Here is a 26,821-nt window from a genome sequence, read left to right as displayed (position 1 = left end):
CAGCCGTCCGGTGAGGCGGGGAAGGAGGTCGGGTTGATGGCACGCACCGTGCTGAACCAGGCTGATATCGCCCGAGCGTTGACTCGGATCTCCCACGAGATCCTGGAGTCCAATCGAGGCGCCGAGAACCTCGTGATCCTCGGCATACCCACCCGTGGGGTCGTCCTGGCCCGTCGAATCGCCGAGACCATCCAGCGCATCGAGCCCACCGCGACGAATGTCAGGGTCGGCTCTCTGGACGTCACCATGTACCGCGACGACCTCGGCCACACCCGCACCCGGACGCCGTCGCGCACCCTGGTGCCCGGCAGCATCGACGGCGTCACGGTCGTGCTCGTCGACGACGTGCTCTACTCGGGCCGCACCATCCGCGCCGCCCTCGACGCCCTCGGCGACCACGGCCGCCCCACCATCGTGCGCCTGGCCGTGCTCGTGGACCGCGGCCACCGCGAACTGCCCATCCGAGCCGACTTCGTGGGCAAGAACCTGCCCAGCTCGACCGCGGAACGCATCAACCTGCACCTGCTCGAGGTCGACGGCGACGAATTCGTCAGCATCGACGGCGGGCCCCCTGGCGGCGAACACCCGGACGGTGTGGACACGGAGGCGGCGTCATGAGGCACCTCCTGTCGACCAAGGGCCTGAGCCAGGGCGAGGCGATCCGGCTGCTCGACATCGCCGAGGACATGGCGGATGTCGCCGACCGCGAGGTGAAGAAGCTCCCGACCCTGCGGGGCAAGACCGTGGTCAACCTGTTCTTCGAGGACTCGACCCGCACCCGGATCTCCTTCGAGGCCGCCGCGAAACGGCTGAGCGCCGACGTGATCAACTTCAGCGCCAAGGGCTCGAGCGTGTCGAAGGGCGAAAGCCTCAAGGACACCGCCCAGACCCTCGCAGCGATGGGTGCCGACGGGGTCGTGATCCGCCATCCCGCGTCCGGGGCCCCCCACGTGCTCGCCGAGAGCGGCTGGATCGACGCGGGCATCATCAACGCGGGCGACGGCACCCACGAGCATCCGACCCAGGCGCTCCTGGACGCGTTCACCATCCGTCGCCGGCTGCACCGGGGCGCCGCGCGCGGCAAGGGCCTCGACGGGGTCACCGTCACCATCGTCGGCGACATCCTGCACTCCCGGGTGGCCCGCTCGAACCTGTGGCTGCTCACCACGCTCGGCGCGCACGTGACGCTGATCGCGCCGCCCACCCTGCTGCCGATGGACATGAGCGGCTGGCCGGCCGAGTCGGGCTTCGACCTGGACGCGGCCATCGACGCCGGACCCGACGTGGTGATGATGCTCCGAATCCAGCAGGAACGGATGAACGCCGCCTTCTTCCCGAACAGCCGCGAGTACTCGCGCCGCTGGGGCCTGGACGATGAGCGCTTCGGCCGACTCGCTCCGACTACCATTGTGATGCACCCCGGCCCCATGAATCGCGGCCTGGAAATATCTTCAGCGGCGGCAGACTCGGCCGGCTCAACCGTGCGCGAACAGGTCGCAAACGGAGTTTCAGTGCGGATGGCGGCACTGTATCTGCTGCTGTCCGGAGATCGGGAGGATTCATAGATGTCCAGCGACAGCACTGCCAGCACGCCGTACCTGATCCGGGGCGCGACGCTCCCGGACGGCGCCCTTACCGACCTCGTCCTCGCGGACGGCCGGATCGCCGAAATCGGTTCCGGGCTCTCCCGCGCCGGCGCGACCGTCGTCGACGCGGCCGGCCTGATCGCTCTGCCCGGCCTGGTCGACCTGCACACGCACCTTCGCGAGCCGGGTTTCGAACAGAGCGAAACCATCCTGACCGGCAGCCAGGCCGCGGCCGTCGGCGGCTTCACCAGCGTCTTCGCAATGGCCAACACCTCACCCGTGCAGGACACCGCCGGCGTCGTCGACCAGGTCCTCGCCCTCGGTGAGCGCGCCGGCTACGTCACCGTTCAGCCGATCGGCGCGGTCACCGTCGGACTCGCGGGGGAGCGCCTGGCCGAATTGGGCGCCATGGCCACCAGCCGCGCCCGGGTGCGGGTCTTCTCCGACGACGGCTTCTGCGTCTCCGACCCGCTGCTGATGCGCCGTGCCCTCGAATACGTCAAGGCGTTCGACGGCGTCGTCGCCCAGCACTCCCAGGAACCGCGCCTGACCGAGAAGGCCCAGATGAACGAGGGCGCCCTCTCCAGCGAGCTCGGCATGGTCGGTTGGCCCGCGGTCGCCGAGGAGTCGATCATCGCCCGCGACGTGCTGCTCGCCGAACACGTCGGGTCGCGCCTGCACGTGTGCCACGTGTCGACGGCCGGCTCGGTCGACGTCATCCGCTGGGCCAAGGCCCGCGGCATCCAGGTGACCGCCGAGGCCACCCCGCACCACCTGCTGCTCACCGAGGACCTGGTCGTGGGCTACGACGCCCGGTTCAAGGTCAACCCGCCGCTGCGCCGCCGCGAAGACGTCGACGCCCTGCGCGCCGGCCTCGCCGACGGCACCATCGACATCGTCGCCACCGACCACGCCCCGCACCCGGTCGAGGCGAAGGACTGCGAGTGGGATGCCGCGGCGAACGGCATGGTCGGACTCGAATCCGCCCTGTCGGTGGTGCACGCGGCCGTCGTCGACACCGGGCTGCTCGACTGGACGGACATCGCCCGGGTGCTCTCCCGGACGCCCGCCCGGATCGGCCGGCTGTCCGGCCAGGGCCAGGGCCTGATCGTCGGGGCTCCCGCCGAGCTCACCCTCTACGACCCGGCCGCGAGCCGCGTCTTCGGGCGCGGCAACCTGGCCGGCAAGAGCGCCAACTCGCCCTACCTGGCGATGAGCCTGCCGGGACGGGTGCTGGCCACGTTCCACCGGGGCTACGCCACGGTCCTGGACGGCGCGCTGCGACCCGCCGCCGAAATCGCGGCGGTCGGGGGGCGAACCCATGGCTAGGACCATCGCCACCGTCATCACCGTCGCCGTGCTCCTCGGCCTGCTCGGGCTCATGCTGCGCAGCTGGCGGGGTCGCACCCGCCGGGATGCCGCCCTGCCCGCCGGGTACCCGCTGCCGGTCGACACGGCCCGGGAGCTGGTCTCCGCCGCGGTGCTTTACGTCGCCACCACCCTCCGCGCCCAGCCTCTGGAGCGCCTGAACATCCCCGGCCTGGGTTTCCGGGCCCGGGCCCGCCTGACCATCACCGAGGCCGGCGTGATCCTGGCCCTGGCCGGCGAGGAGGCCGTGTTCATCCCCACCTCGGCCATCGCCGTGCTGGAAGACGCCACCGTTGCGATCGATCGCGCCGTCGAGACCGACGGCCTGCTGCTGCTCGGCTGGCGGCTGCCCGGAGCCCCGGGTCAGATCGTCGACAGCTATTTCCGCATCCTGGACCCATCCGACCGCGTCAGCGTGAACGACGCCATCCGAACCATTGCGGCCGACGCCCTGCGCCCGGCCGCGCCTGATGAAAGCGAGGCGTAGCGTGAGCGACGCAACGACCCCCGACCGACCCACCCCTGCCGTGCTCGTACTCGAAGACGGCCGCCGCTACGAAGGCCGCGCCTACGGCAGCGTGGGACAGACCCTCGGAGAGATCGTCTTCGCCACCGGCATGACCGGCTACCAGGAGACCCTCACCGACCCGTCCTACGCCGGTCAGATCGTGCTGATGACGGCGCCGCACATCGGCAACACCGGCGCCAACGACGATGACATGGAATCCCGCCGGATCTGGGTCTCCGGTTTCGTCGTGCGGGAGCCCGCCCGCATAGCCTCCAACTTCCGGTCCACCCGCAGCCTCGACGACGACCTGACGGGTGGGGGAGTCGTCGGAATCAGCGGCGTCGACACGCGTGCGATCACCCGCCACATTCGCTCGGCCGGCGCCATGAAGAGCGGAATCTTCTCCGGCGACCGCTTCGCCCTCTCCGACGGTGAGCAGCTCGAGCTGGTGCGCTCCGGCGCCGGCATGCGCGGCCGCAACCTGTCCGACGAGGTCTCCACGGTCGAACCGTTCTCGGTGCCCGCGCAGGGCGAGAAGATCGGCACCGTCGCCGTGCTCGACCTCGGGGTCAAGACCGCCACGCTGGGCCACCTCGCCGCCCGCGGCTTCGAGGTGCTGGTGCTGCCGCAGTCGGTCACCGCCGAGCACGTGCTGTCCCTGAAGCCGTCGGCCCTGTTCTTCTCCAACGGCCCCGGCGACCCGGCCGCCTCCGACCTGCACGTCAACCTTCTGCAGGAGGTGCTGCGGGCCGGCGTGCCCTACTTCGGGATCTGCTTCGGCAACCAGCTGCTCGGCCGCGCCCTCGGTTTCCGCACCTACAAGCTGCCGTTCGGGCACCGGGGCATCAACCAGCCCGTGCTCGACAAGACCACCGGCCGGGTGGAGATCACCTCGCAGAACCACGGGTTCGCCGTGGACATGCCCATCGAGGGCGTGCACGAGTCCCGCACCGGCTTCGGCCGGGTGGAAGTGAGTCACTACAGCCTCAACGACCAGGTGGTCGAGGGCATCCGCTGCCTCGACATTCCGGCCTTCTCGGTGCAGTACCACCCGGAGTCGGCGGCCGGCCCGCACGACGCCGAGTATCTTTTCGATCGGTTCAGGGATGTGGTGGTTGCCAATCGAGCGGCCGCCGGAGCAGGAGACGCCAAGTAATGCCCAAGCGCGACGACATCAACAGCGTTCTCGTCATCGGATCGGGTCCGATCGTGATCGGCCAGGCCTGCGAGTTCGACTATTCCGGAACCCAGGCCTGCCGGGTGCTGCGGGCCGAGGGGGTCCGGGTCATCCTGGTCAACTCCAACCCGGCCACGATCATGACCGACCCCGACTTCGCCGACGCCACCTACATCGAGCCGATCACCCCGGAGATCCTCGAGACGATCATCATGAAGGAACGCCCCGACGCGATCCTGCCGACCCTCGGCGGGCAGACCGCGCTGAACGCGGCCATCCAACTGCACGAGCGCGGCATCCTGGCCAAGTACGACGTCGAACTGATCGGCGCCTCCTTCGACGCCATCCAGAAGGGCGAGGACCGGCAGATCTTCAAGCAGCTGGTGCTGGACGCGGGCGCCGGCGTCGCCCGCTCCCACATTGCCCACACGGTCGAAGAGGCCGTCGGCTTCGCAGGCGACCTCGGTTACCCGCTCGTCGTGCGCCCCTCCTTCACCATGGGCGGCCTCGGCTCCGGCTTCGCCTACACCGAGGCGGAACTGCGCCGCATCGTCGGCGACGGGCTGCACCAGAGCCCGACCAGCGAGGTCCTGCTCGAGGAATCCATCCTCGGCTGGAAGGAATACGAGCTCGAAATGATGCGCGACACGGCCGACAACACGGTCGTCGTCTGCTCCATCGAAAACGTCGACCCGGTCGGCGTGCACACCGGTGACTCGATCACCGTCGCCCCGGCGCTGACCCTGACCGACCGCGAATACCAGAAGCTGCGCGACATCAGCATCGACATCATCCGTGCCGTGGGCGTGGACACCGGCGGCTGCAACATCCAGTTCGCGATCAACCCGGCCGACGGCCGCATCATCGTGATCGAGATGAACCCGCGCGTGTCCCGCTCCTCCGCCCTGGCCAGCAAGGCCACCGGCTTCCCGATCGCCAAGATCGCCGCGAAGCTCGCGCTCGGCTACCGGCTCGACGAGATCCCGAACGACATCACCGGCGTCACCCCGGCCAGCTTCGAACCCACCCTCGACTACGTCGTGGTCAAGGTGCCCCGGTTCGCGTTCGAGAAGTTCCCCGCCGCGGACCGGCGCCTGACCACCACCATGAAGTCCGTGGGCGAGGCGATGGCCATCGGCCGTAGCTTCGCCTCCGCGCTGCAGAAGGCGCTCCGCTCGCTGGAGAAGCGCGGCTCGTCGTTCCACTGGGGTGCCGAGCCCCGCACGGTGGAGGAACTACTCACGGTCGCCGAGATGCCCACCGACGGCCGGATCGTGACCGTGCAGCAGGCACTCCGGAAGGGCGCCACGCTGGAGCAGGTCTTCGAGGCCACCAAGATCGACCCGTGGTTCCTCGACCAGATCGTGCTGATCAACGAGATCGCCGATCAGATCGCCGCCGCCGAACGCCTCGACACGGATATCCTCCGCATCGCCAAGGACCACGGCTTCTCCGACGCGCAGATCGGCGAGCTGCGCGGCTTCGGCGAAGCGGATGTGCGCACGGTGCGCCACATCCTCGGCGTGCGGCCGGTCTTCAAGACCGTCGACACCTGCGCGGGGGAGTTCCCCGCGCTCACGCCGTACCACTACTCCAGCTACGACCAGGAGACCGAGGTCGTGCCCAGCGACCGCAGGAAGGTCGTCATCCTCGGCTCCGGCCCGAACCGGATCGGCCAGGGAGTCGAGTTCGACTACTCCTGCGTGCACGCCTCGTTCGCCCTCTCCGAGGCCGGCTACGAGACCATCATGATCAACTGCAACCCGGAGACGGTCTCGACCGACTACGACACCTCCGACCGGCTCTACTTCGAGCCCCTGACCCTCGAGGACGTGCTCGAGGTGATCCACGCCGAAAGCCAGAGCGGTGAGCTCGTCGGCGTGGTCGTGCAGCTGGGCGGCCAGACCGCGCTCGGCCTCGCCAAGGGCCTCGAAGCCGAGGGCATCCCGATTCTCGGCACCACCCCGGAGGCGATCGACCTGGCCGAGGAGCGCGGGCTGTTCTCCGGCATCCTCGATCAGGCCGGCCTGCTCGCGCCCCGCAACGGGGTCGCCACCGACTACGCCGGAGCCTCGGTGGTAGCCGAGGAGATCGGCTACCCCGTGCTGGTGCGCCCGAGCTACGTGCTCGGCGGCCGCGGCATGGAGATCGTCTACGACTCCGCGTCGCTGGCCGACTACTTCACCCGGATGGCCGGCCAGGGCATCATCGGCCCGTCGCATCCGCTGCTCGTGGACCGGTTCCTCGACGATGCCATCGAGATCGATGTGGACGCCATCTACGACGGCACCGAGCTCTACATCGGCGGCGTGATGGAACACATCGAAGAGGCCGGGATCCACTCCGGCGACTCCAGCTGCACCCTGCCGCCGGTCACCCTCGGCCGCGCGGAGATCGACCGGGTGCGCGAGGCGACGCTGGCCATCGCCCGAGGCATCGGCGTGCGCGGACTGCTCAACGTGCAGTTCGCCATCGGCGCCGGCGTGCTCTACGTGCTCGAAGCGAACCCGCGCGCCTCACGCACGGTGCCGTTCGTGGCCAAGGCCCTCGGCATCACCCTGGCCAAGGCCGCCGCGCTGATCATGGTCGGCAAGACCATCGCCGAACTCAAGGTCGAGGGCAAGCTGCCCCTGATCGACGGTTCGCGGGTGCCGATGGATGCCCCGGTCGCCGTGAAGGAAGCCGTGCTGCCGTTCAACCGGTTCCGCACGCCCGAGGGTCTCGTCGTGGATTCCGTGCTCGGCCCGGAGATGCGCTCGACCGGCGAGGTCATGGGCATCGACCGCGACTTTCCGCGGGCTTTCGCCAAGAGCCAGCTCGCCGCCTACGGCGGGATCCCGCTGACCGGAACCGTGTTCGTGTCGGTCTCCGACCGGGACAAGCGCGCGATCATCCTGCCCATGCTGCGCCTGCAGCAGCTGGGTTACTCCATCATCGCCACGGAGGGGACCGCCGAGGTGTTGCAGCGCAACGGCATCCGCGCCGGCATCGTCACCAAATTCAGTGAGAAGGCCGACGAGGCGGACGTGTCGATCGTGGAACTGATCCGCCGCGAAGAGGTGCAGATCGTGATCAACACGCCCGGCGGCCGCACCGCCCGCGCCGACGGCTACGAGATCCGCGCGGCCGCGGTCGCCGCGGACCTCCCGCTGTTCACCACCATCGCCGAGTTGAGTGCCGCGGTGGCCTCGATCGACGCGATCCGCGGCGGCTTCGAGGTGACCTCGCTCCAGGACTACGCCCTCACCCGGGCCGCAGCCCTGTGAGCGGCGGGCAGGAACCGGCCGAGTCGACTGCGCCGGCCGCATTCGGTGACCGGCTGGGGAAGACCCTCGCGATCCGGGGACAGGTCTGCGTCGGCATCGACCCGCACGCCTGGCTCCTGACCGACTGGGGACTGCCGGACACGGCCGCCGGGGCGGAGTCCTTCGGCCGCCAGGTTGTGGCCGCCGCCGCCGGCCAGGTCGGCCTGGTGAAACCCCAGGTGGCCTTCTACGAGCGTTTCGGCTCCGCCGGGTACAGCGCCCTGGAACGGGTGCTGGCGGATGCCCGGGCGGCCGGGCTGCTCACGATCGCCGACGTCAAGCGTGGCGACCTCGGCACCAGCGTGGAGGCCTACGGCCAGGCCTGGCTGAGCGCGGGATCCCCGCTCGAGGTCGATGCCATGACGGTGAACGCGTACATGGGCGTCGGCTCGCTGGAACCGGTGTTCACCCTCGCCGCCCGGACCGGCAAGGGACTCTTCATGCTGGCCGCCACGTCCAACCCCGAGGCGGCGGCGTTCCAGCGCGCCGTGATCACGGAGGGAAACCAGACCGGCCGGACCGTCGCCCGGGCCGTCTTCGACGATGCCCGCGAGCGGAATGAGCGGTCCGGGGGCTCCGCACTCGGCTCGGTCGGGGTGGTGCTCGGCGCCACGCTGGACCTGGCCGCGTTCGGTCTGGACCTCTCGAATGCCCCTGCCCGAGCACTCACCCCCATCCTCGCCCCCGGGTTCGGCCACCAGGGAGCGCAGGTCGCCGATCTGAGGAACTTGTACGGGGGGTACGCTCAAGGCGTTATCGTGAGTGAATCGCGCAGCGTACTATCGGCCGGCCCCGACCGAATCAAACAAGCGATTGCGCGCCGAGTAGTTGAAGCAGGAGCTGCCCGTGGCTGAGAAACGCCCCACCCCGCCCGACGTCGATCGGGTTGCCGCCTCGCGAGCCGCCGTGGCCGCGCGCCGCGCGCGTGCCGCAGTTAAAGGCCAGATCGCGAAGGGAAAACGCACTGCGCTGGAAGTGCTGGCTGCCGCCATCGAGAGCCCGGATGGCGTCGAAGGGCGCCTGCGGGTGACCGAGTTCCTGATCAGCATTCCGGCGATCGGCGTCACCAAGATGCACCGCATCATGGAGAAGCTGGAGATCTCGCCGTCGAAGCGTCTGGGGGGCCTCGGCAAGCACCAGCGCGACCGGCTGCGAGAATTTCTCACCACGCGCACCGCCGCGAGGCGGTTGGATTCCTCCGCGAAGCTGGTCGTGCTCGCCGGTCCCACCGCGGTCGGCAAGGGGACCGTCGCGGCGCACATCCGTCAGCACTACCCGGACGTGCACCTGTCGGTCTCGGCCACGACGCGCAAAGCTCGACCGGGCGAAACCGAGGGCGTGAGCTACTTCTTCGTCGACGACGTCGAATTCGACCGGATGGTCGCAGCCGGCGAAATGCTCGAATGGGCGACCGTGCACAACGCGTACCGCTACGGCACCCCACGAAGTCCCGTCACGGACGCGTTGAACCAGGGCCACAGCGTGCTCCTGGAGATCGACATCCAGGGGGCCCGCGCGGTTCGGCGGGCCATGCCGGATGCCAGACTGGTCTTCCTGCTCCCGCCGAGCTGGGATGAACTGGTGCGTCGGCTGATCGGCCGGGACACCGAGACGCCCGCCGAACAGGCCCGCCGGCTGGAGACCGCCAAGCTCGAATTGGCCGCCCAGGGCGAGTTCGATTACCGGGTCGTGAACCACGACGTGGGCGAAGCGGCGCGCGAGGTCGTAGACTTGATGAATCTGCGTACGGCGCCGTTGCTGCCGTAGCGCCCGTTTTCCGTGATTCTGCGCAGTCCGCAGCACAAACCGCTCTGAAGGAGTGACACCAATGGCTACCAAGCTCACTGGCATCATCGACCCGCCCATCGACGATCTGCTCACCAAGGTCGACTCCAAGTACGCCCTCGTGGTCTTCGCCTCCAAGCGCGCCCGTCAGATCAACGACTACTACGCCGACCTGCACGAAGGCAGCCTGTTCGACAACGTCGGCCCCCTTGTCGACTCGACCGTCGACGACAAGCCGCTGTCCGTCGCGCTCCGCGAGATCAACGAGGACAAGCTCACCTCCCGCCCCATCGTCGAGTAATACGAGCGAACCCCAAGCGCGCAGGATGTCGTCAGGTCGCACGATCGTCGTCGGGATAACCGGCGGCATCGCTGCCTACAAGGCCGTCAACGTCGTGCGCGCTTTCGTGCTGCGGGGGGACTCGGTGCACGTCGTGGCGACGCCGGCAGCGCTGCGATTCGTCGGTAAGCCCACCCTGGAGGCCATCTCCCGCAACCCCGTGCACACGGACCTCTATGAGGGCGTCGCCGAGGTGCGGCACGTGGCCATCGGCCAGTCCGCCGACCTGATCGTCGTGGCCCCGGCCACCGCGAACAGCATCGCGAAGCTCGCCGCCGGCCTCGCCGACGACCTTCTCGGCAACACCATCCTGGCCAGCACGGCACCGCTCGTGATCGCCCCGGCAATGCACACCGAGATGTGGAACAACGCGGCCACGGTCGCCAATGTGGCCACCCTGCGCTCCCGCGGCATCGTCGTCGTCGGCCCGGGGGTCGGCCAGCTCACCGGCTCCGACACCGGGGCCGGCCGGATGGAAGAGCCCGACACCATCGTCGCCGCCGCCCTGGCAGCCCTCACCGCGGCCGACGGCGTCGCCGCGCACGGCACCGTTGAATCGACTGCCGATTTGGTCGGCAAGCACATCGTGATCACCGCTGGTGGCACCCGCGAACCCCTCGACCCCGTGCGTTTCCTCGGCAACCGTTCCAGCGGCAAGCAGGGAGTCGCCCTGGCGGAGGCCGCCCTCGCCCGGGGCGCCAGCGTGACCCTGATCGCCGCGAACCTCGAGGTTGCCGCCCCCGCGTCGGTCGAGCTGCGGCTCGTGGGCACGGCGCTCGAACTCGAGGCGGCCGTCACAGAGGCCGCCGCCGGGGCCGATGCGGTGATCATGGCGGCAGCGGTCGCCGACTATCGGCCGCTGCTGGTGCAGGACGACAAGATCAAGAAAGACGACACCGGCGATACCCTGCTGCTCGAACTGACCCGCAACCCCGACATCCTCGCCGGCCTCGCCCAGGCGCACCGGCCGGGCCAGGTCCTGATCGGGTTCGCCGCCGAGACCGAGACCGATCCGGTCCGACTGGTTGCCCTCGGTCGAGCGAAGATGGCGCGGAAGGGCTGTGACTTCCTGGTGGTCAACCGCGTGGGCTGGGCGGAGGGCTTTGCCTCGGACCGTAATGCGATCACGGTGCTCGATCACGCCGGAGATATAGTGTGTGAGGCATCCGGAACCAAACTGTCGGTGGCCGGGCGCATCCTTGACCTGATCATCTGAGCCCGCCCGGGCAGCCGTTCACCCGCACCGCCGTCGTCGGCAGCCGCGGTGGTCTGCACAGGCTCCGGAGCGGCTCGACCCGGACACCCGGCCTCCCGGCCGGGCGCACCTTGTGCCTTTTCACGTTCACTTCTTCTACACGTTGTTCAGCAACAGAGATGGGCCAGATGCGCGATCTACGCCTCTTCACTTCGGAGTCGGTCACCGAGGGTCACCCCGACAAGATCTGCGACCAGATCTCCGACAGCATCCTCGACGCCCTGCTGACGGAAGATCCGCACAGCCGGGTCGCCGTCGAGACCCTCGTCACGACCGGTCTGGTGCACGTCGCCGGGGAGGTCACCACCGAGGCCTACGTCGAGATCCCGTCGATCGTGCGCAAATGCATCACGGACATCGGTTACGACTCCTCCGACGTCTGGTTCGACGGCCGCTCCTGCGGCGTGGAGATCTCCATCGGCGGCCAGTCGCCCGACATCGCGCAGGGCGTCGACGACGCCTACGAGAGCCGCGAGGAATCCAGTATCGACGCGTTCGACCGCCAGGGCGCCGGCGACCAGGGCATCATGTTCGGCTACGCCACCCGGGAGACCCCCGAGCTGATGCCGATCCCGATCTGGATCGCGCACCGCCTCGCCGAACGCCTCGCCGAGGTGCGCAAGTCCGGCGAACTCGACTACCTGCGTCCCGACGGAAAGACCCAGGTCACCATCGGCTACGACGGCATCACACCACGCACCGTGGAGACCGTCGTGCTGTCCACCCAGCACTCGCCGACGGTGTCCAACGAAAAGCTGCGCGCGGAGGTGGAGGAACTCGTCATCCGCCCGGTGCTGGGCCGCGTGGAACTGGACTCGACCGGACTGAACATGCTGATCAACCCCACCGGACGGTTCGAGATCGGCGGCCCCCAGGGCGATGCCGGACTCACCGGCCGCAAGATCATCATCGACACCTACGGCGGATCCAGCCGGCACGGGGGCGGTGCGTTCAGCGGCAAGGACCCGTCGAAGGTGGACCGCTCGGCCGCCTACGCCATGCGCTGGGTGGCCAAGAACGCCGTGGCAGCCGGTCTCGCCGAGCGCCTCGAGATCCAGATCGCCTACGCAATCGGCAAGGCAGCACCGGTCGGGCTCTACGTGGAGACCTTCGGCACCGGGGTGATGGCGGATCGTGACATCACCGCGGCGATTCGCGAGGTCTTCGACCTGCGGCCCGCCGCGATCATCCACTCGCTCGACCTGCTGCGCCCGATCTACGCGCAGACCGCCGCCTACGGCCACTTCGGCCGCGAGCTGCCCGACTTCACCTGGGAGCGGCTCGACCGGGTCGACGAACTGCGAAGCGCTGCCGGACTGTGACCCGGCAAACGCTGTGACCCGGCAGACGCCGTGACCCGGCAGGCGCTGTGACCCGCCAGGCGGGCCGACGATGACCCGGCCAGGCCTCGTGGCCCGGGTGCTCATCGACTCGCCGCTGCCGCAGCTCGACCACCTCTTCGACTACAGCATCCCCGACGAGCTCGCCGGCATCGCCCTGCCCGGCGTACGCGTGCGGGTTCCGTTGCGCTCGGCCGGCCGCGTCGCCGACGGGTACCTGATCGAGGTACTCGGCGCCTCCGCACCGGACGCAGAACCCGCGGCGCTGCCCGGCCCGGACGCGGGCGCCGAGTTCCGCGGCGCACTCAGCCCTCTCGAGAGCGTGGTCTCGGCCGCCCGGGTGCTCACCCCCGAGGTCTGGCAGCTCGCCCGCCGGGTTGCCGACCGGGCCTCCGGGAACGCGAGCGACATCATCCGTCTCGCCGTGCCCCCGCGCCAGGTGCGGGTGGAGAAGGCCTGGCTCGCTGCGCGGGCAGCGGACGCCGCCGACTCGGCCGACACTGCCGAGGGTGCCGAGGTTGCCGCCGCCGCGGCGCCGGCCTTCGGCGACTACCCGGCCGGCACGCTCGACACGGCCGTCGCCGATCGCGCGCGCCTCTGCGTCGCCGCGGTGCCCGACCTGCGGCTGCTGCCGGACGGGCAGACGGTGGGGCAGTGGGCGCTCACCCTGGCCGAACTCGCGGTGGCCAGCCTGGCCGCCGGGCGGAGCGCCATCCTGGTCGTGCCCGACTACCGCGACCAGGACCAGCTGCAGGCGGCCCTCGACCTGCTCGCCCCGGCCGGCTCGGTCAGCCGTGTCGACGCGCGCCAGCCGAACCCGGACCGGTACCGGGCCTTCCTGGCCGCCCTCGCCCCGGCCCCCCGGATCGTGATCGGCAATCGGTCGGCGGTGTACGCGCCGGCCCACGACCTCGGTCTGATCGCGCTTTTCGACGACGGCGACCCGCTGCACGGCGAGCCGCTCAGCCCCTACGTGCACGCCCGCGACGCCGCGCTCGTGCGCCAGGGCCAGTCCGGCTGCGCCCTCGTCTTCCTCGGCCACGCCCGCACCGTCGAGGTGCAGCGACTGGTCGAACTGGGTTGGCTGAGCGCGGTGCACCCCGCGAAGAACCGACATCCGCGGGTCATCCCCACCGACTTCCAGTCCGAGCCCGACCAGCAGGCCCGCGCCGCCCGCATTCCGACGGCAGCCTGGCGGGCCGCGAAGGAGGCCCTCGCCCACGGTCCCGTGCTGGTGCAGGTGGCCAGCCCCGGCTACGCGCCGATGCTCGCCTGCCAGAGCTGCAAGAAGGCCGCCCGCTGCACCACCTGCCAGGGCCCGCTCGCCCTGGCCGCGAAGAACTCCACCCCCTCGTGCCGCTGGTGCGGGGCCCTCGCCGCCAACTGGAGCTGCACGCACTGCGACGGGCGGGCCCTGCGGGTCGTCACCCTCGGTACCGGGCGCACCGCCGAGGAACTCGGCCGGGCATTCCCCGGCGCGCTCATCATCGTCGCCGACGGCGACCATCCCCTGCAGCACCTCGGGCCCGAACCGGCCCTGGTGATCGCCACCCGCGGGGCCGAACCCATCCCCACCGGCGGGTACCGGGCCATCCTGCTGCTCGACGGCGAACGGATGCTGGCCCGGGAATCCTTGCGGGTGGGGGAGGACTGCCTTCGCTGGTGGTCCAACGCCGCGGCCCTCGCGGCCCCGGGCGCCGCCGTGATCCTGGTCGGCGTGGGCGGGCTCGTCGCCCGGGCCCTCAATTCCTGGCAGCCCGAGATGCTCGCCGCCTCGGAACTGGCCGACCGCCGCCAGCTCCGGTTCCCGCCGGCCGTGCGGGCGGCATCCGTCACCGGCACCGACGCCGACGTCGCCGCGGTCCTGGCCGACCTCGCCGGGATGGACGGCGTCGACGTGCTCGGCCCGGTCACCACCGAGGAACCGCTCGTACGCGCGATCGTGCGACTGCCCTACGCCAGCGGGGACGAGGTGGCCCGAGCGCTCAAGGCCGCGATCGTCCGGAACGCCGCCCGCCGCCGGCGCCCGAAGGGGGCGGCCTTCCGCCCCGCGCCTACACTCAAAGTACGATTCGACGACCCGGAGCTGCTCTAAATGAAACTCGTCTTCGCCGGCACCCCCCAGGCGGCCGTGCCCGGCCTGGTCGCCCTGGCCCGGTCCCACCACGAACTGGCGGCCGTGATCACCCGGGCGGATGCCCCGCTCGGCCGCAAACGCGTGCTGACCCCGTCCCCGCTCGCCAGCGCCGCCGAGGAACGCGGACTGCCCCTGCTCAAGACCAACCGCCTCGACGAGGCCGCGACCGCGCAGATCGCCGCGCTGCAACCCGACCTCGGCGTCATCGTCGCCTACGGCGGGCTCGTGCGCGAACCGCTCCTGTCGGTGCCCCGGCTCGGCTGGATCAACCTGCACTTCTCGCTGCTGCCGCGCTGGCGCGGGGCCGCTCCCGTACAGCGCGCCCTGATCGCCGGCGACGAGCTGACCGGCGCCGCCGTGTTCCAGCTGGTGCCCGAACTCGACGCCGGCGCCGTGTTCGCGTTCCTGACGCAGACCATCGCCGAGAACGACACCGCTGGCAGCCTGCTGCGGGACCTCAGCGACAGCGGCGCGCGCCTCCTGCTGCAGGTGATCGACGCCCTCGAGGCCGGCGCAATCCAATCGAACCCGCAGTCCGGCCCGGTCACCCTGGCCCCCAAGCTGACCCTGGCGGATGCCCGCATCGACTGGTCCGAACCGGCCGTCTCGGTGCGCAACCGGGTGCGGGGCGTGACCCCGGAACCGGGTGCGTTCACGGTGCTCGGCAACGCCCGCCTCAAACTTCAGGATGTTGCCCTGACCCAGGGTTTCGAGCCCCAACCGGCCGGCCTGATCCGAGAGATCGATAAGAAAGTGCTGATTGGAACGGGGACCGAGCCGCTCGAGCTGGTCACCGTGCAACCGGCCGGAAAGACACAGATGAAGGCAATCGACTGGTGGCGTGGAGTGAATGGGACGGAGGTGGTCGCCTCATGAGCGGCGACCGCGGCCAGGGCCGAGCGCAGGCCGGCCGCCAGCAGGCGCCCCAACAGGCCGACCTCGTGCAGCCGGCCCGGCGGGTGGCCTACGAGGTCATCGCCGCCGTGCGGGAATCCGACGCCTACGCGAACCTGCTGCTGCCCACCCGCATCAAACGGGCCGCGCTCAGCACCGCGGATGCCGCGCTGGCCACCGAACTGACCTACGGCACCCTGCGCATGCAGGGCTTCTACGACCGGGTGATCGCCGACGCGGCCGGCCGGCCCGTCACCGCGATCGACCCGGCCATCCTGGACGTGCTGCGTCTCGGCGCGCACCAGCTGCTCGCCACCCGGGTCGCCACCCACGCCGCCGTGAACGAGTCCGTCGAACTCGCCCGCCAGGTGGGCTCCCGTGCCGCGACCGGTTTCGCCAACGGGGTGCTGCGCACCATCTCCCGCTCCAGCCCCGAGCAGTGGCGCGAGCGCGTGCTGAGTGAGGCCGGCGACGACGACGACCGCCTCGCCGCGGAGCACTCGCACCCGGTCTGGGTGGTGCGGGCGTTCCGTCAGTCGCTGCGCCTCGAGGGCCGTGAGGCCGAGCTCGAGGAACTGCTGGCCGCCGACAACGCCGCGCCCAGGGTGAACATGGTCATCCTGCCCGGCCTCAGCAACACGGAAGACACCGTCGGGCTCGGAGTTGCCAACGATTTCTCGCCCGCCGGCTTCGTGCTGGCCGGCGGTGACCCCGTGCACCTGATGCAGGACAGCGGCGGCCGGCTCCGCGTGCAGGACGAGGGGTCCCAGTTGGCGGCCCTCACCCTCAGCCGGGCCCGCCCTGTCGCGCCGGGGGAGCGCTGGCTCGACCTGTGCGCCGGCCCCGGCGGCAAGGCCGCCCTGCTCGCCGCCGAGGCGTTGGCCGGCGGCGCCAGCCTCGTCGCCAACGAGCTCGTCCCGGCGCGCGCCACCCTCGTGCGCAAGGCGCTGGCCGCCGTGCCTGCCGAGGTGCCGGTCTGGGAAGAAGACGGCACCCGGTTCGGCGACGACCACCCCGAGGAATTCGACCGGATCCTGCTCGACGCCCCCTGCACCGGGCTCGGCGCGCTGCGCCGGCGCCCCGAGGCCCGCTGGCGCAAACAGCCCAAGGACGTCGCCGAACTCTCCGATCTGCAGTCCGGCCTGATCCACGCGGCCCTCGGCGCGCTCAAGCCGGGCGGTGTGCTGGCCTACGTGACCTGCTCGCCGCACATCGCGGAGACGCGTGGGATCGTGGCCACCGCGCTCAAGAGATGGGACGGCCGGGTGCGGACCCTCGACACGGCATCCGTACTGCAGGGGCTGAGCAGCTCCGAGCTCGATTTGCCCGGCGACGGGGGCAGCGTGCAGCTGTGGCCGCACCGGCACGGCACCGACGCCATGTTCATCACCCTGCTCGAGCGCACGGAGTAGTCGTCTCCACCTGGGCCCGGCCTCGATGCGCCGGGCCCGGGCACTCCCGCCGCCGGGGTGTGCCGCAGTAGGGTGAAAGCATGGTCACCCGGATTAACCCCAGCATCCTTGCCGCCGACTTCGCCAATCTCGAACGGGACCTGGGCCGCATCCGCACCGCCGACCTCGTGCACGTCGACATCATGGACAACCATTTCGTTCCGAACCTGACATTCGGCCCGCCCGTCGTCGACCGCCTCGCCCAGGTCTCCCCGCTGCCCTTCGACCTGCACCTGATGATCGAGAACCCGGAACGCTGGGCACCCGGCTATGCCGAGGCCGGCGCGTACTCGGTCACCTTCCACGCGGAGGCCACCACCAACCCGGTCGGCCTGGCCCGCAAGCTGCGCTCGATCGGCGCCCGCGCCGGCATCGCCCTCAAGCCCGGCACCGCCATCGAGCCCTACCTCGAGCTGCTGCCCGAATTCGACCAGGTGCTGGTGATGACGGTGGAACCCGGCTTCGGCGGGCAGAGCTTCATGCCATCCACCATGCGCAAGCTCCGCACCCTGTCGGCGGCCGTGAAAAAGTCCGGCCTGGATGTCTGGCTGCAGGTCGACGGCGGCATCACCGAGGACACCATCGTCATCGCCGCCGAGGCCGGGGCGAACACGTTCGTCGCCGGCTCCAGCGTGTTCAACGCCGCGGACCCGGCGAAGCAGATCGCCCTGCTGCGCGCCGCCGCGACCGAACACCAGCACGCGCACTAGTACCCTAGAGGAGTGAAGACTTTTGACGAACTGTTCGCTGAACTGAGCGACAAAGCACGGACCCGCCCCGACGGCTCAGGGACCGTGCGCGAACTCGACGCCGGCGTGCATGCCATTGGAAAGAAGATCGTCGAAGAAGCCGCCGAGGTCTGGATGGCCGCCGAGTTTCAGAGCGACGATGAGACCGCCGCCGAAATGAGCCAGCTGCTCTACCACGTGCAGGTGATGATGCTGGCGAAGGGGCTGACCCCTGCCGACCTGTACCGCCATCTGTGACGCGTCATCAGAGAGACTCCACCCGGTTGACCCCGTGAGACCTGTTCGCCAGAACGTGAAGACGCAGAGAGTGCCCAAATGCTGAGAATTGCCGTGCCCAACAAGGGCTCGTTGTCCGAAACCGCCGCGCAGATGCTGTTCGAGGCCGGTTACACCGGTCGTCGCGACCCGCGTGACCTCGTCGTCGCCGACCCCCGCAACGGCGTGGAGTTCTTCTACCTGCGCCCGCGCGACATCGCGACCTATGTGGGCTCCGGAGCCCTCGACGTGGGGATCACCGGCCGCGATCTGCTGCTCGACTCCGGCTCCACCGCCGAGGAGATCGCCAGCCTCGACTTCGGCGACTCCACCTTCCGCTTCGCCGGCCCGCACGGCCGGTTCACCGCCCTGGCCGACCTGTCCGGCCTCCGCGTCGCCACGAGCTACCCCGGACTGGTCGAGGCCTTCCTCGCCGAGCACGACGTGAGCGTGACCCTGGTCACCCTCGACGGGGCCGTCGAGTCCGCCGTGCAGCTGGGCGTGGCGGATGCCGTCGCCGACGTCGTCTCCACCGGGTCGACCCTGCGCAAGGCCGGCCTCGAGATCTTCGGCCCGGTCATCCTGCAGTCCACGGCCGTGCTGATCAGCTCCGACAACGACAAGCCCGCCATCGCGACGCTCCTGCGCCGGCTGCAGGGCGTGCTCGTGGCCCGCCAGTACGTGCTGATGGACTATGACATCCCGCGGACGCTTCTCGACGACGCCTGCCTGCTGGCGCCGGGTATCGAGTCGCCCACCGTATCGTCCCTGCACGACCCGGAATGGGTCGCCGTGCGCGTGATGATCCCGCGCCTCGACATGAACCAGGTCATGGACGCCCTCTACGAGCTCGGTGCGCGCGCCATCCTGGTCAGTTCCATCCACAACGCCCGGCTGTAATGGGCGGGTGCGGCGACAGACGGATGCGCGGACACACAATGGAGGCACAATCGTGAGTCTTTCGGTGCGGGTCATTCCCTGCCTCGACGTGGCAGACGGCCGCGTGGTCAAGGGTGTGAACTTCCAGAACCTGCGTGACGCCGGCGACCCGGTCGAACTCGCCCGCCGGTACTACGAGCAGGGCGCCGACGAACTGACCTTCCTCGATGTGAACGCCACGGTCGACAACCGCGCCACCACCTACGACGTCGTGCGCGCCACGGCGGAGCAGGTCTTCATCCCGCTCACGGTGGGCGGCGGCATCCGCACGGTCGAGGACGTGTCGCGGCTGCAGGCCAGCGGCGCCGACAAGGTGGGCGTCAACAGCGCCGCCATCAGACGGCCGGCCCTGATCGGCGAGATCGCCGACCGGTTCGGTTCCCAGGTTCTCGTACTCTCCCTCGACGTCAAGCGCAGCGGGCGCACCGAGTCCGGCTTCGTCGTCACCACCCACGGCGGCCGCACCGAAACGGACCTCGACGCCCTCGCCTGGGCGCGCACGGCCATCGAGCTGGGGGTCGGCGAGTTGCTCGTCAACTCCATCGACGCGGACGGCACGAAGGCCGGCTTCGACGTCGAACTCATCGCCCTGATGCGCGGCCTGAGCAGCGTGCCGGTGATCGCGTCCGGCGGCGCGGGCCGGGTCGAAGACTTCCCCCCTGCCATCGCTGCGGGGGCGGACGCCGTGCTCGCGGCATCCGTGTTCCACAGCGGCCAGCTGACCATCGGCGACGTCAAGGCGGAGCTTAGGCGCGCCGGACTGCCCGTGCGCTGATGGCGCCCCGCCTCACCCGACCCGAAACGGCTCTTCCATGACCGACGTGCTCTCCACCCCCGACGACGCCCTGGCGCGGGCCGTCTTCAACTCCGACGGCCTGCTGCCGGCAGTCATCCAGCAGTGGGACACCGGTGAGGTGCTCATGCTCGGCTGGATGAACCGGGAAGCGCTGCGCCGCACCCTCACCGAGGGGCGGGTGACGTTCTGGTCGCGCAGCCGCCAGGAATTCTGGCGCAAGGGGGACACCTCCGGGCACGGCCAGTACGTGAAGTCCGCCGCGCTCGACTGCGACGCGGACACCCTCCTGGTGCAAGCCGACCAGGTCGGGGCCGCCTGCCACACCGGCTCCCGCACCTGCTTCGACGGTCGCGGCATCGAGATCGTGACCGGCGCCCGCCCGTCCGCGCCCGACCAGGCACCCGACGGGCCACGCACCGACGAGCCGGAGGACTGACCATGGCACCGAACAGCGGCCAGTCGGCGTCGACCACCGCCGAACAGTTCGCGGGACTGATCGACAACCACCGGGTGTTCCCGGTGGTGCGCGAACTCTTCGCCGACGGGGAGACCCCGGTGGGCATCTACCGCAAGCTCGCCGCCGGCCAGCCGGGAAGCTTCCTGCTCGAGTCCGCCGAGCAGGGCGGCATCTGGTCCCGGTTCTCGTTCGTTGGCGTGTCCTCGTTCGGTGTGCTCACCCAGCAGGGCGACGAGACCCGCTGGCTCGACTACGGACTCTCGGCCGAGCGCGCCCTGGGCAACGCCAAGGACCTCGGCCCGCTGGCGGCCCTCGCGGCCCTCCACAAGCGCTGGGAAACCCCGCGGATGCCCGGCCAGCCGCCGCTGACCGGCGGCCTCGTCGGATTCATCGGCTGGGAGGCGATCCGCCAGATCGAGCGGCTGCCGAACCGTCCGCCGGCGGACTACGACGTGCCCGGACAGGCCTTCAGCTTCGCGGCCGACCTCGTCGTGATCGACCACAAGTACGGCACCGTGCAGCTCATCGCCAACGTGCTCAACGACGGCCACGACGAAACGGATGCCCTCTGGGCGGCCGCCCAGGACCGGCTCGACGCCCTGCAGACCCGCCTGGCCGAGCCCTCCGAGGCCTGGCTCGCCGAGGTCGACTTGAGCCAGCCCGCCTCCCCGGCGAACCGCACCCGGCGCGAGGACTTCCTCGCCGCCGTCGACGTCGCCAAGGAACACATCGTCGACGGCGACGTGTTCCAGGTGGTCATCTCCCAACGATTCGACCAGGAGTGCACGGCCGACCCGATCGACGTCTACCGGGTGCTGCGCAGCCTGAACCCGTCGCCCTACATGTACCTGCTGAGCCTGGAATCGCCGGAGAAGGAGACCTACTGGATCGTGGGCTCCTCCCCGGAGGCGCTGGTGAAGGTTCAGAACGACCGCGTGTTCACGCATCCGATCGCCGGGTCGAAGCCGCGCGGGGCGACCCCGGAGGCCGACGCGGACTTCGAAACCGAACTCGCCGGCGACCCCAAGGAACGCGCCGAGCACCTGATGCTCGTGGACCTGGCCCGCAACGACCTGCTCAAGGTCTGCGCCCCCGGCTCGGTCGAGGTGACCGAGTTCATGCGGATCGAACGGTTCAGCCACATCATGCACCTGGTCTCCTCGGTGGAGGGCAACCTGCTGCCCGGTCGGTCCGCCATCGACGTCTTCCGCGCCACGTTCCCGGCCGGCACCCTCTCCGGCGCCCCGAAACCGCGCGCCCTGGAGATCATCGACGCGCTCGAGCCCGCTCAGCGGGGCGTGTACGGGGGAGTGGTCGGCTACTTCGGGTTCGCCGGGGATGCCGACCTGGCCATCGCCATCCGTACCGCGACGATCATGAACGGCGTCGCCCGCGTGCAGGCCGGTGGCGGACTCGTCGCCGACTCGGACCCTGCTTCGGAATATCAGGAGTCGCAGAACAAGGCGGCGGCGCCCCTCCGCGCGGTCGCCGTCGCGAACGCCATGAAGCGGGTGCGCTAGGTGGCGTCCGCACGGCGTCTCAAGCTCGGACACATCCTTGTGATGCTGTTGGCCAGCGGCCTCGCCCTGCTGGCCTGGACCCAGGTCTGGGTGAACGCCGTCGTGGGGCAGTCCGGCTCGGCCCGGCAAAGCCTCGAGGTTTCCGGCTCCACGGCCGCCCCGGCCGTGACCGCTCTCGCCCTGGCCGGCCTGGCGTTGGCCGGCGCCGTCAGCATCGCCGGCCCCGTCATCCGGGTGGTCCTCGGTGTGCTCGAGGTGCTGCTCGGCTTCTCCGTGATCCTCTCCGCTTTTCTCGCCATCACCGCTCCGGCGGCGGCCAGTGCCGGCGCGGTCACGGACGCGACCGGGATCTCCGGCGTCGACTCGGTCGTCGACGCGGTCACCGAGGCCGCCCTGACGCCGTGGCCGTTCGTCGCGCTGCTCGCCGGCGTGGTCATGTTCGGCGCCGGGGTCGGGGTCCTCGTCACGGCCAGGCATTGGCCCGGGCCGACGTCACGGTACCAGGCCGTCCGCTTCGAAACGGCCGAGCCGGGCGAGATGACGGCTGTCCACGGCCCCGACGGTGCCGACTCCTCCACTCCCGGCTCCACTCCCGGCTCCACGTCCGACGCCGTCGACGACTGGGACGGCCTGAGCCGCGGCGAAGATCCCACCGCGCCGCGCTGAGTCCCGACCCGGTTCCGGGTTTCCCCCCACCGGCCGGGGAGGTCGGCGAACCGTGGGGGCCGCTAGACTTGCCGTGCCCGTCAACGCACAAAAAGGAGAATCATGAGCTTCGAATCGGTAGACCCAGGCGAAGGCCATTCGATCGCGGCCTGGACCGCCGTCACCATCATGCTTCTCGCCGTCGCCATCGGCACGGTGGCCTTCTTCCTCGTGATCCCGTGGCTCGTCTGGGCCTCCGCCGGACTGCTCGTGGTCGGTCTCCTGGTCGGCTGGGTCCTCGCCAAGATCGGCTACGGCGTAGCCGACACGGCACACCAGGAGCACTAGTCGAGTGCTGTCTGACCTTCTAGCCGGGGCTGTGGCCGACGCCGAGCAGCGTCGGGCCGAACGTCCGTTGTCCATCGTCGAGGCCGCCGCCGCCTCGCAATCACCCGCGATCGACGCCCTGTCCGTGCTCGCTCCCGCGGACCGGGTCAAGATCATCGCAGAGGTCAAGCGCGCCAGCCCGTCCCGCGGCACGCTGGCCTCGATCACCGACCCGGCGGCCCTGGCCGTGTCCTACGAGTTCGGCGGCGCCAGCGCGATCAGTGTCCTCACGGAGGGCCGCAAGTTCCTCGGCACCCTGGCCGACCTCGAACAGGTCCGGGCCGCCGTGAACATCCCGGTTCTGCGCAAGGACTTCATCGGTCTGCCCTACCAGGTCTTCGAGGCTCGGGCGGCCGGGGCCGATATGGTCCTGCTCATCGTCGCCGCCCTCGACCAGGCCACCCTGGTCTCCCTGCACGACCTCGTGCGCCAGCTCGGCATGACCGCGCTGGTGGAAACCCACAGCGCCGAGGAGGTCGACCGGGCCGTGTCCATCGGCGCAAGCCTCGTCGGGGTGAACGCCCGAGACCTGTCCACGTTCCAACTCGATCAGAACCTGTTCGGCCGGCTCGCCGACCGCATCCCCTCCGGCGTCGTCCGCGTCGCCGAGTCTGCAGTCAAAACCGCCGCCGACGTGGCTCATTACCGCTCCGACGGCGCCGACATCGTGCTCGTCGGCGAGGCCCTCGTCACGAGCGATCCCATCCGAACCCTCTCCGAATTCCTGGCGGTTTAAATGTCTACGTCCCTCAGAACAGAAACAGGCCCGTACTTCGGCGACTTCGGCGGAAGGTTCGTGCCGGAATCCCTCGTGGCTGCCCTGGACGAGCTGACCAACGAGTACGCGCTGGCCCGGCAGGACCCGGCCTTCGCGGCCGAACTGATGCAACTGCACCACAGCTACACCGGGCGTCCGTCCATCATCACGGAGGTGCCCCGGTTCGCCGCGCACGCCGGCGGTGCCCGAATCATCCTCAAACGGGAAGACCTCAACCACACTGGCTCGCACAAGATCAACAATGTGCTCGGTCAGGCACTGCTCACCAAGCGCATCGGCAAGTCCCGCGTCATCGCCGAGACCGGCGCCGGCCAGCACGGCGTGGCGGCCGCGACGGCCGCCGCCCTGTTCGGGCTCGACTGCGTCGTCTACATGGGCGAGGTGGATACGGAACGCCAGGCCCTGAACGTGGCCCGGATGCGTCTGCTCGGCGCCGAGGTCGTTCCGGTCAAGACCGGGTCCCGTACCCTCAAGGACGCCATCAATGAGGCCATGCGCGACTGGGTCACCAACGTCGAGACCACCAACTACATCTTCGGGACCGTCGCCGGGCCGCATCCGTTCCCCGCGATGGTGCGCGACTTCCAGAAGATCATCGGCGTAGAGGCCCGCCAGCAGGTGCTGGACCTCACCGGGCGCCTCCCCGACGCGGTCACCGCGTGCGTCGGCGGCGGCTCGAACGCCATGGGCATCTTCCACGCGTTCCTCGACGACCCGGAGGTGGCCCTGGTCGGCTACGAGGCCGGCGGCGATGGTGCGGAGACCCTGCGCCACGCCGCGACGATCACCAAGGGGCGCCCCGGCATCCTGCACGGCGCCCGCAGCTTCCTGCTGCAGGACGAAGACGGGCAGACCGTGGAGTCGCACTCGATCTCCGCGGGCCTGGACTATCCCGGTGTGGGCCCGGAGCACGCGTGGCTCGCCAGCATCGGCCGGGCCACGTACCTGCCGGTCACCGACGACGAGGCGATGAGCGCCCTCCGGCTGCTCAGCCGCACCGAAGGCATCATCCCCGCCATCGAGTCGGCTCACGCCCTCGCCGGAACCCTCGACCTCGGCAAGCAGCTCGGGCCGGACGCCACCATCCTGGTGAACCTCAGCGGGCGCGGCGACAAGGACATGGAAACCGCAGGCCGGTACTTCGACCTGCTCGACAAAGGCGCGGAACAGGTATGAATATCGACGCAGGTCACGGCCCCACGACCGGAACGACGAGCACGGTCGAGGCGACCATCATTCGCCGCCGCTCCGAGGGCGGAGGCGCCCTGATCGGTTACCTGCCCGTCGGGTTCCCGACCCTGTCCGAGAGCATCGACGCGGCCGTGGCGCTCGCGCACAACGGCGTCGACATCATCGAGTTGGGCCTCCCGTACACCGACCCCGTGATGGACGGACCCGTCATCCAGGCGGCCACCCAGCAGGCACTGGCCAACGGTTTCCGGCTGCGCCACGGGATCGAGGCCGTCGCGGCCATCACCGCCCAGGTGAACGTGCCCGTACTGGTCATGACCTATTGGAATCCGATTCTGCAGTACGGCGTCGACCGCTTCGCCGACGACCTGCTCGCGGCGGGGGGCGCCGGACTGATCACTCCCGACCTCATTCCCGACGACGCCGCCGCCTGGGTGGGCGCCAGCACGCGCACGGGCCTCGACCGCGTCTTCCTCGCCGCTCCGTCGTCCTCCGACGATCGGCTGCGCCAGGCAGTGGATGCCAGCCGCGGCTTCGTCTACGCGGTCTCCACCATGGGGATCACCGGCGCCCGCGGCGACGTGGATTCGGCCGCACGAGTGCTCGTCGACCGCCTCCGCGCCGTCGGCTCCACGAGCGCCTGCGTGGGACTCGGAATCTCCACCCCGGAGCAGGTGCGGGAAATCCTTGCCTACGCCGATGGTGCCATCGTCGGTTCCGCCCTGGTCAAGGCCCTGTCCGATGGGGGAGTGCCGGCTCTCGCCGCCCTCACCCGCGACCTCGCCGCCGGCGCCCGGGATCTTCGCCCCGCGAACTAATTCCCACTGGCTAGGGTAAGTTGACCGAGGCGGTCTCGGCCACTCCCCGACGCCATGATGAAAGGTAGTCCCCAGGTGTCTTTTCCTCTGAGCATCCCGAGCCCGAGCCCCGAATGGAGCTCGTTCACCCTCGGCCCGTTCACCATTCACGCCTACGCCCTGTGCATTCTGGCCGGGATCATCGCCGCGACCGTCATGACGAGCCGCCGGCTGACCAAGCGCGGCGGCGAGCCGGGAGTGGTGCTCGACATCATCCTCTGGGCCGTTCCGCTGGGCATCGTCGGCGCGCGCATCTACCACGTTCTCACGCACCCCTCCGACTACTTCTTCGAGGGCGCCGACCCGTTGGAGGTGTTCGCCATCTGGAACGGCGGGAACGCCATCTTCGGAGCGCTTCTGGGCGGTGCCGTCGGAGCGTACATCGGCTGTCGCATGTCGGGCATCCGGTTCTGGGCCTTCGCAGACGCCCTGGCACCCGGGATGCTGGTGGCCCAGGCCATGGGTCGCCTCGGCAACTGGTTCAACGAGGAGCTCTTCGGGCTGCCGACCGACCTGCCATGGGGCCTCGAGGTTTCCGCGGCGAACCCTGCCCTCCCGATCGGGCTTCCCCCCGAGACCCTGTTCCACCCCACCTTTCTCTACGAGATGATCTGGAACGTGGTCGGTGTCGTCTTGATCCTGGCCATCGAACGCAAGGTCGCGCTCCGCTGGGGTAAGGCCTTCGGCGTCTACCTGATCTGGTACGGCCTCGGCCGCAGCTTCTTCGAATCCATCCGGGTCGACCCGAGCGAGATCTTCTTCGGCCTCCGCACCAACGTCTGGGCCGCCCTCGCCGCGATCCTGCTGGGCATCATCCTGATCGCGGTGCAGAGCCGACGCCACACGGGACTGCCCGCGAGCGTGTATGTTCCCGGTCGCGAGTGGAAGGGCCCCGACGCTGAGGTAGAGTCTGAAGAGTCTGATTCGGACCCCGAAGATCACGGTGATGAGGCCGTCGGTCCCGCTGAAGCAGACGACGTTGCAGCCACAAGCACCAGCAACTCGCGCCTCTAGGCCCAGGTAACCTTCAACCTGTACCACGGCTTGTGACCCGGAATGACGGGCCGCCGCGCACATGTCTCCCTGAGCGGGCCAGCGTCG

General features: G+C 69.9%; 26 protein-coding genes. All 26 read left to right on the top strand.

Annotated features, from left to right (window positions below):
• The first annotated feature begins 33 nt into the window (after nt 1-33).
• Nucleotides 34-618, top strand: coding sequence for a bifunctional pyr operon transcriptional regulator/uracil phosphoribosyltransferase PyrR (pyrR, locus tag E3T23_RS12310; protein WP_134370725.1), 585 nt, complete (start codon nt 34-36; stop codon nt 616-618).
• The gene (locus E3T23_RS12305) at nt 615-1,565 is read left to right on the top strand and encodes an aspartate carbamoyltransferase catalytic subunit (protein ID WP_134370724.1); all 951 of its coding nucleotides are present in this window, start codon (nt 615-617) and stop codon (nt 1,563-1,565) included. Before pyrR ends, E3T23_RS12305 begins: the two co-directional genes overlap by 4 nt.
• On the top strand, nt 1,566-2,915 hold the full coding sequence (locus E3T23_RS12300; protein WP_134370723.1) for a dihydroorotase: 1,350 nt from the start codon (nt 1,566-1,568) through the stop codon (nt 2,913-2,915). It abuts the gene before it with no gap.
• Nucleotides 2,908-3,441 (top strand): PH-like domain-containing protein, encoded by a 534-nt coding sequence (locus E3T23_RS12295; RefSeq protein WP_134370722.1) that lies wholly within the window; start codon nt 2,908-2,910, stop codon nt 3,439-3,441. The genes E3T23_RS12300 and E3T23_RS12295 overlap by 8 nt, the downstream gene beginning before the upstream one ends.
• Nucleotides 3,425-4,618, top strand: coding sequence for a glutamine-hydrolyzing carbamoyl-phosphate synthase small subunit (carA, locus tag E3T23_RS12290; RefSeq protein ID WP_174843880.1), 1,194 nt, complete (start codon nt 3,425-3,427; stop codon nt 4,616-4,618). The genes E3T23_RS12295 and carA overlap by 17 nt, the downstream gene beginning before the upstream one ends.
• Nucleotides 4,618-7,905, top strand: coding sequence for a carbamoyl-phosphate synthase large subunit (gene carB, locus E3T23_RS12285; RefSeq protein ID WP_134370721.1), 3,288 nt, complete (start codon nt 4,618-4,620; stop codon nt 7,903-7,905). The genes carA and carB overlap by 1 nt, the downstream gene beginning before the upstream one ends.
• Complete coding sequence (pyrF, locus tag E3T23_RS12280) at nt 7,902-8,798, top strand: orotidine-5'-phosphate decarboxylase (RefSeq protein WP_174843879.1); 897 nt, start codon at nt 7,902-7,904, stop codon at nt 8,796-8,798. The genes carB and pyrF overlap by 4 nt, the downstream gene beginning before the upstream one ends.
• The gene (gene gmk / locus E3T23_RS12275) at nt 8,791-9,711 is read left to right on the top strand and encodes a guanylate kinase (RefSeq protein ID WP_134370720.1); all 921 of its coding nucleotides are present in this window, start codon (nt 8,791-8,793) and stop codon (nt 9,709-9,711) included. Before pyrF ends, gmk begins: the two co-directional genes overlap by 8 nt.
• Before the next feature lie 61 nt (nt 9,712-9,772).
• The gene (gene rpoZ, locus E3T23_RS12270) at nt 9,773-10,030 is read left to right on the top strand and encodes a DNA-directed RNA polymerase subunit omega (protein WP_134370719.1); all 258 of its coding nucleotides are present in this window, start codon (nt 9,773-9,775) and stop codon (nt 10,028-10,030) included.
• 25 nt (nt 10,031-10,055) lie between these two features.
• Nucleotides 10,056-11,285, top strand: coding sequence for a bifunctional phosphopantothenoylcysteine decarboxylase/phosphopantothenate--cysteine ligase CoaBC (coaBC, locus tag E3T23_RS12265; protein ID WP_134370718.1), 1,230 nt, complete (start codon nt 10,056-10,058; stop codon nt 11,283-11,285).
• A 167-nt stretch (nt 11,286-11,452) separates the two neighbouring features.
• The gene (gene metK / locus E3T23_RS12260; RefSeq protein WP_134370717.1) at nt 11,453-12,646 is read left to right on the top strand and encodes a methionine adenosyltransferase; all 1,194 of its coding nucleotides are present in this window, start codon (nt 11,453-11,455) and stop codon (nt 12,644-12,646) included.
• 70 nt (nt 12,647-12,716) lie between these two features.
• The gene (locus E3T23_RS12255) at nt 12,717-14,759 is read left to right on the top strand and encodes a primosomal protein N' family DNA-binding protein (protein ID WP_134370716.1); all 2,043 of its coding nucleotides are present in this window, start codon (nt 12,717-12,719) and stop codon (nt 14,757-14,759) included.
• Entirely contained in the window at nt 14,760-15,677 is a 918-nt protein-coding gene (gene fmt, locus E3T23_RS12250) for a methionyl-tRNA formyltransferase (protein ID WP_134370715.1), read from the top strand.
• The gene (locus E3T23_RS12245) at nt 15,674-17,107 is read left to right on the top strand and encodes an RsmB/NOP family class I SAM-dependent RNA methyltransferase (RefSeq protein ID WP_134370714.1); all 1,434 of its coding nucleotides are present in this window, start codon (nt 15,674-15,676) and stop codon (nt 17,105-17,107) included. Before fmt ends, E3T23_RS12245 begins: the two co-directional genes overlap by 4 nt.
• Before the next feature lie 80 nt (nt 17,108-17,187).
• On the top strand, nt 17,188-17,856 hold the full coding sequence (gene rpe / locus E3T23_RS12240) for a ribulose-phosphate 3-epimerase (RefSeq protein WP_134370713.1): 669 nt from the start codon (nt 17,188-17,190) through the stop codon (nt 17,854-17,856).
• 12 nt (nt 17,857-17,868) lie between these two features.
• Nucleotides 17,869-18,132, top strand: coding sequence for a phosphoribosyl-ATP diphosphatase (locus E3T23_RS12235; protein WP_134363662.1), 264 nt, complete (start codon nt 17,869-17,871; stop codon nt 18,130-18,132).
• Nucleotides 18,133-18,210: 78 nt separating this feature from the next.
• A complete protein-coding gene (gene hisG / locus E3T23_RS12230) occupies nt 18,211-19,050 on the top strand; it encodes an ATP phosphoribosyltransferase (protein ID WP_134370712.1) in 840 nt (279 codons plus the stop codon).
• Between the two features lie 52 nt (nt 19,051-19,102).
• Nucleotides 19,103-19,864 carry an imidazole glycerol phosphate synthase subunit HisF gene (hisF, locus tag E3T23_RS12225; protein WP_134370711.1) on the top strand — a complete coding sequence of 254 codons (762 nt, stop codon included), beginning with the start codon at nt 19,103-19,105 and terminating at the stop codon, nt 19,862-19,864.
• A gap of 37 nt (nt 19,865-19,901) precedes the next feature.
• Entirely contained in the window at nt 19,902-20,321 is a 420-nt protein-coding gene (hisI, locus tag E3T23_RS12220; RefSeq protein WP_134370710.1) for a phosphoribosyl-AMP cyclohydrolase, read from the top strand.
• A 2-nt stretch (nt 20,322-20,323) separates the two neighbouring features.
• The gene (locus E3T23_RS12215) at nt 20,324-21,862 is read left to right on the top strand and encodes an anthranilate synthase component I (protein ID WP_134370709.1); all 1,539 of its coding nucleotides are present in this window, start codon (nt 20,324-20,326) and stop codon (nt 21,860-21,862) included.
• Nucleotides 21,863-22,528, top strand: a complete 666-nt coding sequence (locus E3T23_RS12210; RefSeq protein WP_134370708.1) for a Trp biosynthesis-associated membrane protein — start codon at nt 21,863-21,865, stop codon at nt 22,526-22,528.
• 102 nt (nt 22,529-22,630) lie between these two features.
• Entirely contained in the window at nt 22,631-22,855 is a 225-nt protein-coding gene (locus E3T23_RS12205) for a DUF6704 family protein (protein ID WP_134370707.1), read from the top strand.
• Between the two features lie 4 nt (nt 22,856-22,859).
• Complete coding sequence (gene trpC, locus E3T23_RS12200) at nt 22,860-23,630, top strand: indole-3-glycerol phosphate synthase TrpC (RefSeq protein ID WP_134370706.1); 771 nt, start codon at nt 22,860-22,862, stop codon at nt 23,628-23,630.
• Nucleotides 23,631-24,848, top strand: a complete 1,218-nt coding sequence (trpB, locus tag E3T23_RS12195; protein ID WP_134370705.1) for a tryptophan synthase subunit beta — start codon at nt 23,631-23,633, stop codon at nt 24,846-24,848.
• A complete protein-coding gene (gene trpA, locus E3T23_RS12190) occupies nt 24,845-25,681 on the top strand; it encodes a tryptophan synthase subunit alpha (protein ID WP_134370704.1) in 837 nt (278 codons plus the stop codon). The genes trpB and trpA overlap by 4 nt, the downstream gene beginning before the upstream one ends.
• Before the next feature lie 57 nt (nt 25,682-25,738).
• Complete coding sequence (gene lgt / locus E3T23_RS12185) at nt 25,739-26,734, top strand: prolipoprotein diacylglyceryl transferase (protein WP_134370802.1); 996 nt, start codon at nt 25,739-25,741, stop codon at nt 26,732-26,734.
• The last annotated feature ends 87 nt before the right edge of the window (nt 26,735-26,821 follow it).

Source organism: Cryobacterium cheniae, assembly GCF_004403395.1.
GTDB lineage: Bacteria > Actinomycetota > Actinomycetes > Actinomycetales > Microbacteriaceae > Cryobacterium > Cryobacterium cheniae.
The sequence above is the reverse complement of the archived record's forward strand: the minus strand, read 5'-3'. Positions and strand labels throughout refer to the sequence as shown.

Bases quoted from the DNA above. Each gene is read 5' to 3' on its own strand.
- E3T23_RS12305 (WP_134370724.1), top strand. From the start codon at position 615: ATGAGGCACCTCCTGTCGACCAAGGGCCTGAGCCAGGGCGAGGCGATC.
- E3T23_RS12300 (WP_134370723.1), top strand. From the start codon at position 1,566: ATGTCCAGCGACAGCACTGCCAGCACGCCGTACCTGATCCGGGGCGCG.
- E3T23_RS12295 (WP_134370722.1), top strand. From the start codon at position 2,908: ATGGCTAGGACCATCGCCACCGTCATCACCGTCGCCGTGCTCCTCGGC.
- carA (WP_174843880.1), top strand. From the start codon at position 3,425: ATGAAAGCGAGGCGTAGCGTGAGCGACGCAACGACCCCCGACCGACCC.
- carB (WP_134370721.1), top strand. From the start codon at position 4,618: ATGCCCAAGCGCGACGACATCAACAGCGTTCTCGTCATCGGATCGGGT.
- rpoZ (WP_134370719.1), top strand. From the start codon at position 9,773: ATGGCTACCAAGCTCACTGGCATCATCGACCCGCCCATCGACGATCTG.
- coaBC (WP_134370718.1), top strand. From the start codon at position 10,056: ATGTCGTCAGGTCGCACGATCGTCGTCGGGATAACCGGCGGCATCGCT.
- metK (WP_134370717.1), top strand. From the start codon at position 11,453: ATGCGCGATCTACGCCTCTTCACTTCGGAGTCGGTCACCGAGGGTCAC.
- E3T23_RS12255 (WP_134370716.1), top strand. From the start codon at position 12,717: ATGACCCGGCCAGGCCTCGTGGCCCGGGTGCTCATCGACTCGCCGCTG.
- fmt (WP_134370715.1), top strand. From the start codon at position 14,760: ATGAAACTCGTCTTCGCCGGCACCCCCCAGGCGGCCGTGCCCGGCCTG.
- E3T23_RS12245 (WP_134370714.1), top strand. From the start codon at position 15,674: ATGAGCGGCGACCGCGGCCAGGGCCGAGCGCAGGCCGGCCGCCAGCAG.
- rpe (WP_134370713.1), top strand. From the start codon at position 17,188: ATGGTCACCCGGATTAACCCCAGCATCCTTGCCGCCGACTTCGCCAAT.
- hisG (WP_134370712.1), top strand. From the start codon at position 18,211: ATGCTGAGAATTGCCGTGCCCAACAAGGGCTCGTTGTCCGAAACCGCC.
- hisI (WP_134370710.1), top strand. From the start codon at position 19,902: ATGACCGACGTGCTCTCCACCCCCGACGACGCCCTGGCGCGGGCCGTC.
- E3T23_RS12215 (WP_134370709.1), top strand. From the start codon at position 20,324: ATGGCACCGAACAGCGGCCAGTCGGCGTCGACCACCGCCGAACAGTTC.
- E3T23_RS12205 (WP_134370707.1), top strand. From the start codon at position 22,631: ATGAGCTTCGAATCGGTAGACCCAGGCGAAGGCCATTCGATCGCGGCC.
- trpB (WP_134370705.1), top strand. From the start codon at position 23,631: ATGTCTACGTCCCTCAGAACAGAAACAGGCCCGTACTTCGGCGACTTC.
- trpA (WP_134370704.1), top strand. From the start codon at position 24,845: ATGAATATCGACGCAGGTCACGGCCCCACGACCGGAACGACGAGCACG.
- lgt (WP_134370802.1), top strand. From the start codon at position 25,739: ATGAAAGGTAGTCCCCAGGTGTCTTTTCCTCTGAGCATCCCGAGCCCG.